The sequence below is a fragment of the Sporichthya polymorpha DSM 43042 genome (genome assembly GCF_000384115.1).
GTDB lineage: Bacteria > Actinomycetota > Actinomycetes > Sporichthyales > Sporichthyaceae > Sporichthya > Sporichthya polymorpha.
This window is the reverse complement of record NZ_KB913029.1, coordinates 2387899-2404068: the sequence shown is the minus strand read 5'-3', so window position 1 is coordinate 2404068 and position 16170 is coordinate 2387899. Positions and strand designations below refer to the sequence as shown.

The window sequence follows — 16170 nt, the reverse complement described above, 5'->3', positions numbered from 1 at the left end:
CCGGCCGCGAATTCACTGACACAGCACGAAGTCCGGGTCCCTTCGGGGGCCCGGACTTCTGTGTTCGCTCGTTACGCCGATCGGGTGAAGTTGAGCCCCGGTCAGGGCGTGGTGTTGGACACGGTCGTGGCCTTCGGCTTCTTCTTCGGCTTCGCGGCCTTGGCGGGCTTGTCGTCGGCAGCCGCCGGGGTGTCGGTGGTGACGCTCGTCGGCGTCGTGACCGCGGGCGGCGGCGTGGTCGCGTCGTCGGTCAGGTAGTACGCACCCCCGGCGAGGACGCCGGCGGCGACGACCACGGCCGCAGCACGGGGCCAGGTGAGCAGGCGCCGACGCGGGGCCGGGACGATCGGGACGGTCTCGTCCGGGAGCGTCTCGGGCGTGCGCGGGGTCGGGACCTTCTGCGGCGCCGGGGCGTCGTCCAGCGACGGCGGGGCGGCCGGGATCAGCGGCGGCGTCGCGGGCGGGCCGCCGGCAGCGACCGCTGCGGCCGCGGGGACCGCGGCGGCGGCCGTGGCGACCGGAGCCGAGCCGCCGGTGCGGGCGGCCGGGATCGTGGCCGACGCGGCCTGGGAGTCGAAGAACGCTCGCGCGTGGGCGACCGCGAGGTCGGCGCCGCGCCGCGGAGCGGGGGCGGTGACGGCCATCGGGGCGGCGAGCGAGAGCACGGCCCCGGCGGCGACCATCGCCTTGGGGTCGAGCGCGCGCAGGATCGTGATGCCCTCGGGCAGGTCCTCGGCGAGCATCTCGGTCACGAGCGGGATCTGCACCGAGCCGCCGGTGAGGAGGACGGCGCTCAGGTCCTCGACGCCGTAGCCGGCGGACGCGATGGCGTCGACGAAGAAGGCGACCGACTGACCGATCTTGTCGGCGATGAGGCCGTCGAAGGTCTCGCGCTCGAGCGGGACGGTCACGGTCTCGCCGTCGAGCAGGACCGAGACGGAAGCGGTCGGCTCGCTGCTCAGCGTTTCCTTGGCGGCGACGCTGGCCGCGCGCAGTTTCGCGAGCGCGCGCAGGACCTCGGGCGTCACGTCGGAGCCGTCGAGGCCGGCCCAGGACGCCGCGTCGACGGCGTCGAGGACGCGCTTGAGGACGGCGTCGTCGAAGTCGATGCCCCCGAGCCCGTCGAGCCCGGCGGCCGCGCCGACGCGGGTGAACCGACCGTCGGCGGAGGTCGTCAGGATCGCGACGTCGAGCGTGCCGCCGCCGAGGTCGTAGACCGCGAGCGTCGCGGGGTGGCTGATCAGGCCGGTACCGGCGTAGCCGACGGCGACCGCCTCGGGCTCGGTGATCAGCGTGACCGGCGGGAGCTGCTGCGCGGCGAGGGCGCCGAGCAGGAGGTCGAGCTTGCGGCGGGTCCAGGAGGCGGGGTGGGTCACGGCGATCTCGGCCGGGCGCTCGCCCTCGCGGGCGGTGGCGACGGCGACGACCCAGGCGAGAATCGCGGCGGCGAGGTCGTGGGCGTAGCACTCGACGCGGTCCGCGGCGGTGGCGCCGAGGACCAGCGGGACCTCGTCGCCGATGCGGCGCTTGAAGTGCCGGGCGACGCGCTCGGGCGCCTCCGGGGCGCGGTCCTCCGCGGCCTCGCCGAACAGGACCTTGCCGTCGGGGGCGAGGAACACGACCGACGGCACCGCGGCGGATCGCGACCCCAGCACCAACGGCTCCGGGCGTCCGCCCGCACGGAGCACGGCCGCGGCCGTGAAGGTCGTGCCCAGGTCAATGCCGAGCCGGTACGTCATTCGTTCCCCCCATGAAGACGCGGCCCCCGCCGCATCTTCCGTCCGGTTTTCGCCCCGAGGGGTAAACCGGTCCCCGCGGCAGACGATAGGTCTGCGTGTGCGGTCAGACGAGGCGATGCGTCCGTCCGTTCCCCTCCCCTCTGTGCCCGTTTGATGTTGGGCCGTTCGGGTGAGACCGAAATGGTCCGTTCAGATCGGATCGGCGAGGGTTGGTCCGGCGCGCAATTCGGGCGGAACCGGCGCGCGGGGCACACCGTCGTAGGGGAGCGACCGTGGCGGTCATACCACACACTGTCGTCACATCTGTCACATCAACACCAGCAGCGCTAGCCTGCAACAGCTTGGCCGGTCTCCCAGCCGGCCGCCGCGGACGACGGGGGATCTCGTGACTTTCCAGGACTACGTGCGGGTGCTCCGCGAGCGCTGGCTGCTGGTGGTGTTCGGCCTCATCCTCGGCGTCACCGGCGCCGGCGCCCACGCCTTCCTCGCGACCGAGCAGTACTCGACGAGCGCGACCTTCTTCATCGCGACCACGGACCTGGGCGACGACGTCACCAAGGCCTATCAGGGCAGCCTGCTCTCGGAGCAGAAGATCAAGTCCTACACCGAGCTCGCGACCGGTCGCCGGATGAAGGAGCAGGTCGAGCAGGTCCTCGGCGCTCCGCTGGGCAGCGCCTCGCTCGGGGCGAGCGCACGCCCGGACACCGTTCTGCTCACGATCTCCGTCACCGACCCGTCGCCGCAGCGCGCGCAGCGCATCGCGCAGATCGCCTCGACCGAGTTCGTCGCGTTGGTGAACGAGGTCGAGAAGCCGGTCGCCGGCGGCACGCCCGCCGTCACCGCGAAGATCGTGCAGACCCCGACGCTGCCGGATGCCCCCGTCTCGCCGAAGCCCGCGCGCGACTTCGCGCTCGGCATCGTCCTCGGCGCGATGCTCGGCGTCGGCCTGGCCGTCCTGCGCCACACCCTCGACCGCTCGGTGAAGACCACCGACGCTCTCTCCGCGCTCGTCGAGGCCCCGGTCATGGGCGCGACCTCGTTCGACCCGGACGTCAAGACCAGCCCGCTCGTCGTCTTCGACGCCCCGCAGTCCGGTCTCGCCGAGTCGTTCCGCCAGCTGCGGACGAACCTACAGTACGTCGACCTCGACAACACCGCGAAGCTGATCGTGGTCACGAGCTCGCTGCCATCGGAGGGCAAGACCACGACGAGTTGCAACCTCGCGATCGCGCTCGCGCAGGGCGGCGCCCGGGTCGCGCTGGTCGAGGCGGACCTGCGCCGGCCGAAGGCCGCGCATGTGCTCGGTCTGGACAACGCCGTCGGCCTGACGAACGTGCTGACCGGTCAGCTCCCGCTGGCGTCCGCGATCCAGCCGTGGGGCGACGGGCTCTTCGACTTCCTCGGCAGCGGTCCGCTGCCGCCGAACCCGAGCGAGCTGTTGGCCTCACGCCAGATGGGCGATGTGCTCGACGAGCTCGGCCGCAACTACGACATCGTGCTCTTCGACGCCCCGCCGACCCTGCCGGTCGCCGACGCGGCCGTGCTCACCGCGCAGTGCCACGGTGCGCTGTTCATCGCCCGCCACGGCAAGGTGACCCTCGATCAGGTCCGGGCCGCTGCAGACACGCTGCACCGGGTCTCGGCGAACGTCTTCGGCGTCATCCTCACGATGGCCCCGCGCTCGAAGGGCAAGGGCGGCTACTACTACGAGTACGGCTACTCCGCCGCTCCCGGCACCGTGGTGTCGAGTGGGCTGCAGTCGTCGATGAAGGTCCAGTCCGGCAAGCTCCGCTCGCCCCGGACCCGCAAGGCCATCGAGGCCCAGCAGGCCGGCAACATCTCCGAGGCCGAGACCCTCCTCCGCGCCGCCGGCGGCGCGATGACGTCCAACGGCGTCGTCGACTGGGTCGAAACGCCGGTCCCCGCAGCCGAGACCCCTTTCGTCCCGGCCTCTCGGAACGGCGGGACCGTTACGCAAGGCAGCGCGGACGACATTGTCGTTATCACGACAGGCAGGAAGCCCGATGCGGCTTCGCAGCGAACGCAGCCGTAGTTATGGGTTTCGAGGCAGCGCATCATGCGCTGGCGGTCAGTGGAGTGCGCTGTGGCTGAGATTCTCGTCCTCGGAACCGCTGACTGGCACCAGCCGATCGCGACAAATCAGCATTACGCCGTGCGCGAGTTGTCCCGAAGCCGTCCTGTCACGTACATCGAATCGATGGGACTGCGTCAGCCCGAGTTAAGTCTGCGCGATCTTCGCCGCGTAGCCAAGCGGCTATCACCACGCCAGTCAGCCGTGTCTGTCCGCCGGCCGTGTCCGCCCAATGTCCGCGTGGTCACCCCATTAGTCCTCCCGCGGCACACCGGTCTTGCACGGCGAATCAACCGGCCGCGCGTTCACGCTTTGGCGCAGTCGTGGTTTGAGTCAGCGGAACCGCGCCTGCTGTGGACCTACACCCCCGTCACCTACGGATTGGAAGAGCACGCGACCGCAACGGTCTACCACTGCGTCGACCTCCTAGGAGAGGTCGAGGGCATTCCCCGCGATCTGATCTGGCGAGAAGAAGAGCGCATGGCGGCGCTAGGCGTCCATGCCTTTGGCACCAGCGAGCACGTTGTGGCGCATCTTCGTGATCGAGGCTTTATCCGAGTTGGTTATTGGCCGAACGTGGCCGACACCGAGGTGATCGCAGCGGCTAGGCCGAGCCAGTCGAACCGCGTGCCTCGGCGAGCAGTCTTCGCCGGGAACTTGTCGCCCCAGAAGATTGATTTTGACCTCCTTCTGGGCCTTGTGGGCGCGGGCTTCGATGTACACCTCGCTGGACCTGTGGCGGAAGGCGGAGGCTCGGCCCGATCCGCGCTCTCCGAGCTCAGAGACGCTGGCGCGACTTACCACGGGCTTCTCGAACCCCTGCAACTTGCCAAGCTGTACTGGACGGCCGAGGTCGGGCTGATCCCGTACCTCGATAATCCGTATACCCGCGGCGTGAACCCACTAAAAACTTTCGAATACCTCGCCGCCGGACTCGCTGTGGTGTCCACCCCGTTGCCCTCCGTCACACCGATTTCCAATCACGTCGTTATGGCTGCCGGCAGAGACGCGTTCATACGAGCGGTGGAAGAACTCGCTCACCCAGCGGACCCCGAGCCCCGGCTCAAAATCGCCCAGGCGCATAGCTGGACTCAGCGCGGCGATGAGATCCGGGCGACGGCGGACCGTCTGCTCCGCGGACTGCACCATGCCGAGCTGTGACGTCACCGTTTGCGTGAGAGCTATCTCCTTCGGCGAGGGGACTGGAGGCCTCGAGCGCGCGGCAGCGCAGCATGTAGCGGGACTCATCGAGGCCGGATTGGAAGTACGGCTAATCACTCCCATAGGCCTTCCCGACGGCCTGCCTCGCGCAGTGTCCTATGTCTCCCTTCCTTGGCCGCGACGATCGCCGTCGCGCGGACCGCTTTTCTCAATCGCGTACTGGGCTTGGTGTCGGCGGCTCGCCCGCGAACTCCATCGGACGGAGTCTCCTCTCGTCCACTTCCACGGTGCCTCGGCTGGGGCTCTCCGTTGGTGGCAGCCGCCTCCGGCGACCGCTGTGGTCGTGAACCCACACGGGATGGAGGAATTTGCGAAGTGCAGCCCGTTCCGCCGGCTGGGCCGAGCGCCGCTGAGGCATCTGTCGCGCGGGGCGCAGCGCGCCGACGCCGTGATCTCGACCGACGACTCGTTGACGCCTGCGGTTGTCCGGAACCTCGGAGTCCAACCCGAGAAGGTCGTCGTAATCCCGAATGCTGTAGATGTCGAGCGGCTCGCCGCACTCTCGCTAGGCGCGCCGCTTCCCGATCACTTCCGTATCGTGACCGTCGGCCGGCTGGTCCTCAACAAGGGCTATGACCTTCTGCTAGAAGCGTTGAAAGACGCCACCGTTCGTCGCGTTCTGCCCCACGGGTGGCGCTGGGACCACTACGGGAGCGGGCCGCTCTTCCCAGATCTACAACAACGCGCCGCGGAGGAGCCCGTCGTCCCGCTGAAGATGCACACCGCACAGCCCGATCTAGTGGTCCAGCAAGCACTGGCCTCCTGCGACCTGTTCATCCAGCCCTCGCGATACGAGGGCAGCAGCTTGACCACTTTGGAAGCGATGGCGCACGGTCGACTAGTCGTCGGGACCCCAGTTGGCGGCATCCCCGACAAAATTGTTGATGGCAGAACCGGAATCCTGGCTTCCGCGGCAACGGCTCCGGGCATCAGCGAGGCGATCGAGCGAGCTCTGCGGGCAGACCGTGAAGCGATTTCCAGCGCGGCATGCGCGCTGGTTTACGAACGTTTCAGCCAGGCGGCGTCGGTCGGTGCCCATCTTGCGCTTTATGACAAAATGCGCGTCAACGGAAACCCGCAATGATCGGGGATCGCTCGAGCGCACCGAAGGTAGTGCACATTGTCCGTGAGTACGGCCACGGAACTGGAGTGGGCAGCGTTGTGGCCTCCGTTGACTCCGCCCTCAAGATACTGGGCTATGAGTCCTCAGTTCACGCGCTCGATAGACCTCTCCGCACTCGTGTTCGAAGGGGGCGCCTCACCACAAAACTTGCCCTTTTGGTGGACCTGCTGCGATTCGGCTCCGTCGAAAGCGCGCGCGTTTGGTGGCGGTTCGGCCGAGATACAAACACCGTCGTCATCAGTCACAACGACTGCTTAGTCGGCGACATCTTCGTGAATCACGGTCTCCTCGCGGAGGCGCTGCGCCGACGGTATCCGACGGGTTTTTCGGGTCGCAATCCGATTCACTGGTACCTTCTCCCCCGGGATTGGATCAAGTATTCGCGCTTGAGCGGCCGGCACGCGGTGGTGTGCCTAAATTCCCTCGATGCCGAACTCCTTACTTCACACTACCCGCGGTGTGGGGCGCCGATAAGTGTTATTCCGAACGGCGTAGAGTTGACCAGGTTCTCGCCACCGACTCCGTCGGAACGCATCGCTGCTCGTTCCGCGCTCGGTTTCAACAATGAGCTTACCGCTCTTTTCGTCGGTCACGAGTTCGAACGCAAGGGGCTCCACGTGGTCCTGCAGGCGCTCCGCGATGCACCCAGCTGGCGGCTGGTGGTCGTCGGTGGCGACGCGGAACAGATAAGGGCCGCACAGGCGAGCCCCGCTTTTCGACATGTGGCTGATCGCGTTGTGTACGTTGGAAGCCAGTCGGATGCCCGCCCCTTCTACATAGCAGCGGACGCCCTCGTTCTCCCGACTCAGTACGAAACTGCCCCGCTGGTGCTCTTGGAGGCGCTGGCCTGCGGCATCCCTTGTTTGATGACCGAAACAGGTCTCGCTCGGGATCTAATTGGGGACGACCTTACTGGTTATGTAGTCGCCCCGAACCCGTCAGAGATCGCACGGCGCTTGCAGGATCTGCAAGAGACCTTTGAGACCTCATCACGCGAAGTGGTCGCCGAGCAATGCCGCGACCGAGTCATGGAGTACTCCTGGCTCAGTATCGGTAAGCGCTACGCGGATCTGATCGACAGCGTCCACCGCACGAAATCCGGTCGTGTATGAAGGGCTTTCGGTCACTCTTGCTGGGCGGAATTGCCGGCAAGGCCCTCGGCGTGGTGCGAGAGGTGCAACTTGCCTACTTCTTCGGCACCTCGAGCGAGGCTGCGGCGTACCGAATTGCCCAAGCAGCAACCCTCGTTCCAGTAAATTTCTTCACTGCCGACGCACTGTCATCAGGATTCTTGCCCAACTATTCGCGCTTGCACGCCGAGAATCTTCTTAGGGCCTATGCGTTTTATCGTGCGATCAATCGCCTGACGCTTATGCTCTCTGTTGCGATCGCTGCAGGGTTGGCTCTCGTGCCAACTCTCCTGGTTAGTCTGCTCGCTCCTGGAGTTCGCGAGGACACCGCGCGACTGGCCGCTTCGATGCTGGTTGTCATGGCGGTGGGTGTGCCGTTCTACGTCTCCACCGCGCTCGCCTCGTATCTGCTGATGGCGCATGAACAGTTTCACCTGTCGTCCGTACGCGCGTCGGTGCAAAGCCTCGGCTTGATCGCAGGCACGACTGCCGCGGTTTGGTTCAACAGACCCGCATTCCTGGCCTGGGGGTTTACTGGGGCCTACATCGCACTGGCGCTGGCAAGTTATATAAGGGTCCGACCGCTACGGCCGGCGGAGTTTGCTCGTTCTGATCGCCAAACGATGCGTGCATTGGCACGGTTCTGGCGAACAATGCGACCGATGTTGGTAGTGCCGGTCGCGTTCCAAGGGGCCTACGTCGTCGAGCGGGTCTGTTCCAGTTGGATCAGCGACACTGCTGTTGCGTCGGTGGATTATGCACGGCTGGTTACTGACACTGCCGTTGTACTTGCGGCGGGCCCACTGGGCATGGCGGTGCTCGTCGCACATTCGAAAAAACGGAACGACGAGCTCCGCTCGGAATTGGCGGCCCTTGCCGCCACCTGTACTGTCGTTCTACTGCCCGCGGCAGTCCTGCTTCTCACGCTGGCTGAGCCACTGACAAAGCTCCTTTTTGAACGCGGCGAGTACGACGCTCGCTCGACCGATACTACTGCCGCAATTCTGGCCGCGTCGGGTGCTTCGCTCTGGGCACAGGTCGCTGGTTACGTGATCGTGAAATCTCTGAGCGCTCAGGAACGGACCGGTACCGCTGGTCTCGTCATCGGGGTTTCGTGCCTTGGCAGCGCGGCCACAAACCTCGCGTTGCACAACGCTCTCGGGCCGACCAGCCTCGGCTTAGCAGTGACTGTTGGCGCGCTTCTGCTGTTCGGGGGCGGCCTACTGACGAACGGCATCCTCATCGAGACTGCCATGCTTTCGGCACCGGCTGGACGCGCGGCTCTCTGCGCCGCCGGTGTCCACCTTGTATTGACACTCGGTACTGATCTGCCAGCATCCGCCGTGGGCGTCGCGGCCTGCGCAGCCTGTGTGGTTGCCGTGATCGGAGATAAGAATGGCGTACTTCGTCTTCGCCACGCGGTCGCCCTGGTGCGAGGCTAGGAGGGGGAAGTGGTCATGATGGGGACACATAGAGCCGCGGGAAGTCGCGGCGCGCCCACGCCCTTCAACTCCCACCCACCAGCCGTGACGAACTCGACGCCCCGCCGTCTCGGGGATGGACTCCTGGTGTCCGTTCTCGTTCTGACGACAATCAGTTTCTCCTGGAAATTCGGTGGCTTTCACCTCGGGGTTGCGGAGATCTTCTTAGCGCTAGCCGCCGTTGTGCTCGTTCCCGTGCTGATCAAGAATCCGCTGCCAGCAGGGTACCTAGCGTTCGCATACCTGTACTTCACGTGGTGTGTCACATCGCAGTTCTGGACCGAAGACAACCGCGCGAGTCTCGGCCCTATGATTCAATACATACAGTTTATTCTTATTGCAACACTAGTATTCTCGACCGCATCGAGCGAACAGTCAGTGGCGAGATGCCTTAGAGGGTACATAGCTGCTTCATGCCTCCTCGCAACAGCGGTGGTCATCTACGCAGCGAAGAGCGGATCTTTTTCCTATGTCTATTTTCTGGACTACCAAAAGAATCTGCTCGGCGCGATCGTCGGAAACTCGATTCCCCTGATCGTCGCACTGATGACACTTCCACGGAATCGTCCCTGGCTGCTTCGGGCCGCTTTGGTGCTGAATATCTGTGTGCTTTTCATGAGTACATCGCGTGGGTCAATGATTGGCGCAGTTGTTGGTACGGTCATCACTCTCGCGCTCTGTAACCAGTTGCGCCGCTCAGTCCAAATCCTGGCCACCGGCGCGGTCGTATTCTTCCTGTACATCACCTACCTCGCGCCTGGCTACACACAAGGATTAACGGATTTCTCCAGAGAGTCGTCAGCGTACAGTCGCATCGTCATCTTCAAGGATGCAATCGAACAGATCCGCGATAACTTCTTCCTCGGTTCCGGTATCGGTTCGTACCATATCGAGCTGCCACACATTGGATTTAGCCAGGACGATCCGAGCAACCTCTTTCTCTTGACCATGGTCGAGGTCGGTGTCATCGGAACCTTCTTCTTTGTAGGAATTCTCGGCGCCATAGCTTCGCGCGCCCTCCGGAATCGAGAGCTGTTCCGAGCGGATCCGGCAAAGCGCGCGCTCTCGGCCGGACTCGCTGGCGCCTTCGCGTCCCACTTAGCCCACATTCAGATGGACGTGTCATGGGTTCGAGGAGCTGGCACATTTATGTTCGCCTGTGTAGGTCTCATGTTCGCCCTCGCCAGGCTCGCGACAGACGACGGCCGCAACGAGCGTTCGAGCCCCGCCGTTTAGGTCAACTGCGCCATCCAAATCACGCCGGCAGGGCTAGGGTGGATCCCGCCAAGGCGACACAGGTGCAGGGCTGCGGACTCGGCGAGCCCGAGTGGCTCGGAAGGTGGGTGCGTAGGTGCTACAGGCCCTGTCGGGAAGAGCTTATCTCGCCGTTAATCGGCTGCTCGATAAGCGTGGTTTTCAAGTAACGCGGGTTGTGCCGAATCCGCATCGGCGGCTTACCTATCTCGACCTCGTTCTCGATAGCATCATGAGGCGATACGAGGAGAGCCCTACAGTCGTACAGGTCGGAGCCAACGATGGTCGCCTCGCTGATCCCCTAACGCAGATTCTTCGGGACGCTCGTATTCAAGCGCTGCTGATCGAGCCGCTCCCAGCCCGATTCGATGAGCTTCGCCGACTCCACGCCGAGTCAGCCCCCCGTATACGACTAGCTCAGACTGCGATCGGTCGCAAGGAAGGCGAACTGGACCTGTTCTATATCGACGACGAAGCTCTAGCAGCCCATGGCCTGCCGGCTGAGATGCGGGGAATGGCCTCGGCTCAGCGTAGCGTCCTGGCCAAAGCCGAGAAACACCACCCGGGTGTGGGCCAGCACGTGCGTAAACTCACCGTGCCGATGCGCACGCTCGCCTCTGTTCTCTTGGAGCACGCGATCACAAACGTGATGTTGCTCCAGGTCGATACTGAAGGATACGACGCAGAGATTGTTGGTGCCGCGCTGGACGAAGGCCTGGTGCCCGCCGTTATTCAGTTTGAGTTTCGCCACCTAAGTGCGGTAGCACTGAAGGCCCTCATCGCCCGCTTGGAGAAACTCGGATACTTCGTCTCGGTTTCATCGCCGGACGACATGCTAGCCGTACGTGCAGATCTCGCCTCGCCTTTTGCGAGATGAGATGGGTCGCTCTGGACCAGAGAGACGAAGGTGCGCAACGCCCGCGGGTCAGTTCCCGCCGACAACTGCTTGCAAGTGCATCAGGATGTTCTCGGCAAAGGTGTCCGGACTAAACCGATCACTATACTCGCGGATCTTACTCGAATCGTAGTCGCTCGAACGGAAATTCGTCAGAGCGCGGCAAATTTGATCCGCCGTAGGCCGATCAAAAAACTGGCCGGTCACACCTTCCTCAACGGAATCGAGATATCCGCCGGCCCGTAGCGCCAAAGTAGGCTTTCCGAAGGCGAAGCCTTCGACAGGTGAAAGGCCAAAGTCTTCGAAGGACGACGCGACCACCGCGGAACAGTTCGCATAGAGCCAGCGCAGTTGGGCGTCGGTTATGTCCGTAAGGCCGACAACATTCGGTGGCCAGTGGTGGGCGGCATTTGGCAGTCCTCCGACTACGACCAGGGGCGCCCTAGTGGTCGCAGCGGCCTGGCAGACTTGAGAGACATTCTTGTAGCCACGCCGGCGCGCAACGGTCAGGAAGAAGCCAGGAGCCAGGCCAGCCACCGGGAGTTGCGCACCCTGAGGTTCGACACCATAGGGGGGATGAACAACCGTGGCTTCGATGCCGTATGCAGAGTGGATCCGGTTTTTCACGCTCGTCGAGTTTGCGAGGTAGCGGTCCGACGACCGGGCCGCTTCCTGATCAGCCTTCAGGAGATACCGACGCATGGCCACATAGACCATTCGGACATGTATCCCCTGGTCGGTGAAGTAGTCGTCTGGCTGGTACAACCAGCGTGGTGGGTTGTGGCAATAGACCAGCTTCGGCGCCAGCGTACGCACGCCGTGAGCCCATCCAGCACTGCTGCACAGGACGACATCCGCGTCTTGGACGTTGGTCCGGGCGAAGCTGCTCGCCAAGAATGGAAACGCGAACCGTTGGTCTCGGCGCAGCACCGTCACCCGGTTCAGAGGGAGCGGCCTCACATCGTAGGCCGCGAACTCCGGGAATGTCCTGGAGGGATCATAAAGGCTCGTAATCACGTAGGCGTCGGGAAGCGCTTGCAGAAGACGCAATACGACTCTTTCCGCGCCCGCTCTCGCGGTGAGGAAATCCTGGGCGATCGCGACCCTCATCCAAAGCCCTAACGTACCGAGGAAAATTCAACCAATGGTTCGTGCCCGCATACGGGCCGAGTCGACCGGGGCTAGTACGCGCCCGATCCGGCGATCACGGCGCGCGCAGTCTTGCAGAGAATTGCGACATCGTGGGTGAGCGACCAGTTCTCGACGTAGCGAATGTCGAGGGCTTCGCGCTCGCCTGGAGTTACGTCCGAGCGGCCACTAACTTGCCACAGCCCCGTCATACCCGGCTTCACCAGCAACTTGCGGCGGTAGTCGCTGCTGAACGCGTCGAACTCATGCGCCGGCTGCGGCCGGGGGCCAACGAGCGACATCGTGCCGTTGAGGACATTCAGCAACTGCGGGAGCTCGTCGACCGAGTACTTGCGCAGGAACCGGCCGATCGGCGTGATGCGCGGGTCGTGGCCGCCCTTCGCGAGGGCGAGGTCGCCGTCCTCGGTGAAGCGGAGCTGGTCAGCGTTCGGGACCATCGTCCGGAACTTGTAGACGTGGAACGCCTTGCCGTTCAAGCCGAGGCGCTGCTGCTTGAACAATGGGTTCTTGCGGTCGCCGGCCCAGATGATGAGGGCCACCGGGATGAGGATCGGCGAAATCAGGACCAGACCGACCAGGGCGGCCGTCCGGTCGAAAATTCCCTTCACGACCCGGGCGGGGCCGCTCAGCCGAGGTCGAGCCACCTGCAGCATCGGGGAGTTGCCCGCCGAGCGGATCGTCACCCGCGCGCCGCTGATGTCGCTCAGACCCGAGCAGACAACCAGGTCCGTGCCGAGGTGCTCCAGGCGCCAGCTCAGCCGGCGCATGTCATCGCCGTTCAGGAGCGCGCTGGACAGGACAGTCACGACCTCGGCTTCGCTCTTCGCGACGGCGTCGACGATGTCGTCCAGATTCCCGTAGGCCTGCAGGCCGGTGTCGAACAGCTCGGTCGGGTCGCCCTCGGTCAGGCACGCACCGACGACGTCCATGCCGTGGGTCTTGTCCGCGCGGAGCCGGGTCAGGGTCCACCGCACGGCGCCGGGCGACCCGACGAGCAAGGTGCGCTGCACACAGCTTCCCGAGGCCCGCTGGCGGGCCAGCCACACCCGCTGCACCCCGCGGCCCAGGAGGCTGAGCGCCACCGTGCCCGGGATCGCCATGACCACCCAGCCGCGGCTGATCTCCGCTTTGAAGGCGTAGGACACGAACGCGACCGTGGCCATCATGAGCACGCCCGCGTGCAGGACCCGGCGGCACGCCTCGGTACCGACGCCGATGAACCGGTGCTCGTAGGCACGGCTCATGGTCACCAGGAGCACCCACAGCGGGGCGAGGGCGAGCGAGCCGGCGATGTAGAGGGTGGGGGCCGCCTCGCCGAAGCGAAGGGCCACCGCGAGCCCCGCCGCCCCAAGGGCGGCGGTGATGTCGATGAGGACCGAGACCGCGATGTAGGTGGTCTGCCACTCGCGGCGGCGGGTGCGGGTCCGGGTCGGGGCTGGGGCGGCGAGGTCGAGGGCGAGGTCGTCGACGGGCCGGCGCATCTCCGGCAGGCCGTGCCCCGCCAGGACGCTCATCGGAGCCCGTCCGAGGTGGTGAAGTACTGAACTAACAAGTGGTGCCGCCTCCCCCGCGACAAGCCCGCCCCCGCGGGTGGTGCCCAACCTCTGACTCAGGCGCTGTCCGATTGGTTCCACCGTGAGGCGAGCCGTCGAAAAATCTCTGAGCTCGGCTATTAAGCGCCCGTATTCCCCTCACTGTCTGTACTGAATTCGGTGGAACTTCGAATTCATCCGTTTGGCGCAGCGGAGTGGAATCTTCAGCTATTCACGGTGTTTCGTGTGTCCGATTCGCCCAGGTAGACCCAGGTTTGCCGGGTCAATCGGCCGCGCGAACGCGCCCCGGACAGGGGTAGTGGCGTGAACCTCCACGCGGGTTAATGTCGGCTACCGCAGGTGATTTGTGAGAGGTGCTCCACGTCTCACGCAAGACGCACAGAGAGTCCCCAGAAAAGAGCCCCCGACGGGCTCAGATCGCGACGATCTCCGCGATCGTCTGGACCGCCTCGGCGATCTGCGTGGCGGCCTGGTGGTGGATCTTCTGCGGCCGGCCGATGGGGTCGACGATCGCGTCGTCGTCCGCGCTCTTGGGCCGGATCGTCCCCCGCTTGCGGCGGGCGCGGTCGACGAGGGCGTGGGCGCGCTCGACGGGGTCGAGCGGGAGGTCGCCGGGGTCGATCGAGGCGGCGAGGCGCGCGAACTCGCGCAGCGCGAACGCCTTCGGCAGGGCCTGCGGGGCGAGGGTCAGGACCGCGACCCGGTGCTCCGGGGTGGCGGTGAGGACGACGTCGGCCCAGTCGACCAGCCAGGCCTCCAGCTGCCGGGAGACGAACCGGTCCGCGTAGGGGCCGTCGAGCTTCCACGGCTCCAGCTCGCGGCGGGTGTCGGGGTGGATCTGGCGCCCGACGATCGCCTGCGTCCCCGCGCTCCCGAGCGCGAAGCGGGTCACCCCGTCCCCCAGCCGCTCGGCCAGGAAGTGAGCCGTCAGCAGCTCCGCGAACGCCGACCGGCAGATGTTCCCCGTGCAGACGAACAGGATCCGGAACCCGGGGTCGAGCACCCCCGCCGCCTCACCGTCCGTCCCTCCCACGGCCGAAACCCTAGTGGGGCGGCCCGGCCACCCCGTTGAGGCCGGGCCGGGTGAGCGCGGCCGGGTCACTCCCAGGCGGCCAGCAGCGCCGCGGGCTCGACCGCGATCACGTTCTCGACCGCGCAGCCGGCGCGGCTCACGACCACCAGCGGGGTCTCGTCGCTCGCACCGGGGACCTGGGCGCGGTGCCGCACAAGCTGTGACAGGTCCCGCGCGTCGAAAGGAGCCTTCTCCCGCCACTTGATCGCCCCGACCGCGTGCACGACCCGCGCCACGGGCTCCCGGTCGGCGAACACGAGGTCGACCTCGGGATCGTTGGTCCGCGTCCAGTAGCCGCCGACGGCGCCGACGTCAGCGGCGGCCAGCAGCTCTGCGAGTGGCAGTCGCAGCACGGACTCGCGCAGCACGGGCTCGATCGCCCGGCCGCGCCAGGCGGCCCATCCCGCCTCGATCCGGCGATGGACACGGTCGCCGCGCCCGCGCTCGATCTCCGGCATGCCCGGCCCCAGGAAGGCGAGCCAGAACCGCAGGTACGGATCGCTCACGCGGTAGCGCTTGTCCTTCGGACTGGCCTTCGTGGAGAGCGGTTGGTCGACGGAGATCATGCGCTTCTCGGCCAGCAGCCGCAGGGATCGGTTCAGCGACGCCTGCTGCAGATCGCCCGCCGCGCGGCCGATGTTGGAGAAGGTCCGCTCCCCACGTCCCACCGCGGAGAGCACCGTTCGCGCCTGGGCCTCGACGGGAAACTCCGCCGCCAGCGCGCGTTCGGCGGACACGAGCAGTGCGGAGGTCGGCTCGGCCAGCGCGCCGGCGAGATACCCCGTTCGATCGAGGCCGGGCGGCCACTCGGCGCAGATCAGCGGCAGTCCGCCGGTCACCAGGAAGGCGTCGAACGCTTCCGCGGAAGCGAGTGACAGCATCGCCCCGACTTCGGCCGGGGACAGAGGGGGGACCACCATCTCGGTCGCCCGCTGGTGGAAGGGCCGTCCGTAGGAGTTGAGCGCCTCCATCATCGCGAGGTCCGAACCGATCCCGATGAGCAGCACCCGCCGTCGGGAGAGCTCCCGGTCGAACATCTTCTGCAGCGTGCCCTCGAACCCCGGATCACTGGCCGTCAGATACGGCAGTTCGTCCACGACCACGACAGACCCACTGTCCGGCAGGACGGACGCCAGCAGTCGCAGCGCGGCGTCCCACGACGCCAGCTCGACACCGTCGAAGACCTCAGCGCCCGGCAGATCGGACGCGGCCACCTCGGCGGCGAACAATCGGAGTTCCTCGCGCGGCGGCCTCCCGGAGGCCGTGAAGTAGACGGAGGGCACCCCCGCGCCCGCGACGAACTCCTCCACCAGCCGCGACTTGCCCACCCGTCGCCGGCCACGGATCAGCACTGCTGCCCCCGGCCTGGCGTCGGCCGCGGACGTCGCCCGAGCGAGCAGCTCCGTCAGCCGCCGGAGCTGAGCCGTTCTCCCGATGAACGCCACGGGCGCCACCTGTCGT

12 protein-coding genes are annotated in these 16170 nt (G+C 65.9%); 7 read left to right on the top strand and 5 right to left on the bottom strand.

Annotated elements, in window-relative coordinates; genetic code table 11:
* Positions 1 to 101 precede the first annotated feature (101 nt).
* On the bottom strand, positions 102 to 1739 hold the full coding sequence (locus SPOPO_RS29205) for an Hsp70 family protein (RefSeq protein WP_019875008.1): 1638 nt from the start codon (positions 1737 to 1739) through the stop codon (positions 102 to 104).
* A 385-nt stretch (positions 1740 to 2124) separates the two neighbouring features.
* On the opposite strand from SPOPO_RS29205, the gene SPOPO_RS29200 reads away from it, so the two are divergent.
* The 7 genes from SPOPO_RS29200 to SPOPO_RS33730 all read left to right on the top strand — a co-directional run bounded on the left by SPOPO_RS29200 (position 2125) and on the right by SPOPO_RS33730 (position 10917).
* Positions 2125 to 3792: a tyrosine-protein kinase domain-containing protein gene (locus SPOPO_RS29200; RefSeq protein ID WP_051098353.1), complete on the top strand. Its 1668-nt coding sequence runs from the start codon at positions 2125 to 2127 to the stop codon at positions 3790 to 3792.
* A 51-nt stretch (positions 3793 to 3843) separates the two neighbouring features.
* A complete protein-coding gene (locus SPOPO_RS0111905; protein WP_156869833.1) occupies positions 3844 to 4992 on the top strand; it encodes a glycosyltransferase family protein in 1149 nt (382 codons plus the stop codon).
* The gene (locus SPOPO_RS29195; protein ID WP_084671032.1) at positions 4934 to 6136 is read left to right on the top strand and encodes a glycosyltransferase; all 1203 of its coding nucleotides are present in this window, start codon (positions 4934 to 4936) and stop codon (positions 6134 to 6136) included. Before SPOPO_RS0111905 ends, SPOPO_RS29195 begins: the two co-directional genes overlap by 59 nt.
* A 197-nt stretch (positions 6137 to 6333) precedes the next feature.
* Positions 6334 to 7287 (top strand): glycosyltransferase family 4 protein, encoded by a 954-nt coding sequence (locus SPOPO_RS33745; RefSeq protein ID WP_169577192.1) that lies wholly within the window; start codon positions 6334 to 6336, stop codon positions 7285 to 7287.
* Entirely contained in the window at positions 7284 to 8747 is a 1464-nt protein-coding gene (locus SPOPO_RS33740) for a lipid II flippase MurJ (protein ID WP_084671029.1), read from the top strand. Before SPOPO_RS33745 ends, SPOPO_RS33740 begins: the two co-directional genes overlap by 4 nt.
* A gap of 84 nt (positions 8748 to 8831) precedes the next feature.
* Positions 8832 to 10022 (top strand): O-antigen ligase family protein, encoded by a 1191-nt coding sequence (locus tag SPOPO_RS33735; RefSeq protein ID WP_169577191.1) that lies wholly within the window; start codon positions 8832 to 8834, stop codon positions 10020 to 10022.
* A gap of 115 nt (positions 10023 to 10137) precedes the next feature.
* Positions 10138 to 10917 (top strand): FkbM family methyltransferase, encoded by a 780-nt coding sequence (locus SPOPO_RS33730; protein ID WP_156869831.1) that lies wholly within the window; start codon positions 10138 to 10140, stop codon positions 10915 to 10917.
* Positions 10918 to 10965: 48 nt separating this feature from the next.
* On the opposite strand, the gene SPOPO_RS33725 is transcribed toward SPOPO_RS33730, so the two are convergent.
* From SPOPO_RS33725 to SPOPO_RS0111870, 4 genes are all read right to left on the bottom strand, one after another.
* On the bottom strand, positions 10966 to 12045 hold the full coding sequence (locus tag SPOPO_RS33725) for a glycosyltransferase (RefSeq protein WP_084671023.1): 1080 nt from the start codon (positions 12043 to 12045) through the stop codon (positions 10966 to 10968).
* Between the two features lie 71 nt (positions 12046 to 12116).
* Positions 12117 to 13598: a sugar transferase gene (locus tag SPOPO_RS0111880; RefSeq protein WP_019875002.1), complete on the bottom strand. Its 1482-nt coding sequence runs from the start codon at positions 13596 to 13598 to the stop codon at positions 12117 to 12119.
* Positions 13599 to 14049: 451 nt separating this feature from the next.
* On the bottom strand, positions 14050 to 14670 hold the full coding sequence (locus SPOPO_RS29185; RefSeq protein WP_169577190.1) for an arsenate reductase/protein-tyrosine-phosphatase family protein: 621 nt from the start codon (positions 14668 to 14670) through the stop codon (positions 14050 to 14052).
* 65 nt (positions 14671 to 14735) lie between these two features.
* Complete coding sequence (locus tag SPOPO_RS0111870; protein WP_211210887.1) at positions 14736 to 16154, bottom strand: ATP-binding protein; 1419 nt, start codon at positions 16152 to 16154, stop codon at positions 14736 to 14738.
* Positions 16155 to 16170: the final 16 nt, after the last annotated feature.

Coding starts and splice junctions, on each gene's coding strand:
- SPOPO_RS29205 (WP_019875008.1), bottom strand. CDS start 1,739: ATGACGTACCGGCTCGGCATTGACCTGGGCACGACCTTCACGGCCGCG.
- SPOPO_RS29195 (WP_084671032.1), top strand. CDS start 4,934: ATGAGATCCGGGCGACGGCGGACCGTCTGCTCCGCGGACTGCACCATG.
- SPOPO_RS33740 (WP_084671029.1), top strand. CDS start 7,284: ATGAAGGGCTTTCGGTCACTCTTGCTGGGCGGAATTGCCGGCAAGGCC.
- SPOPO_RS33725 (WP_084671023.1), bottom strand. CDS start 12,045: ATGAGGGTCGCGATCGCCCAGGATTTCCTCACCGCGAGAGCGGGCGCG.
- SPOPO_RS0111880 (WP_019875002.1), bottom strand. CDS start 13,598: ATGAGCGTCCTGGCGGGGCACGGCCTGCCGGAGATGCGCCGGCCCGTC.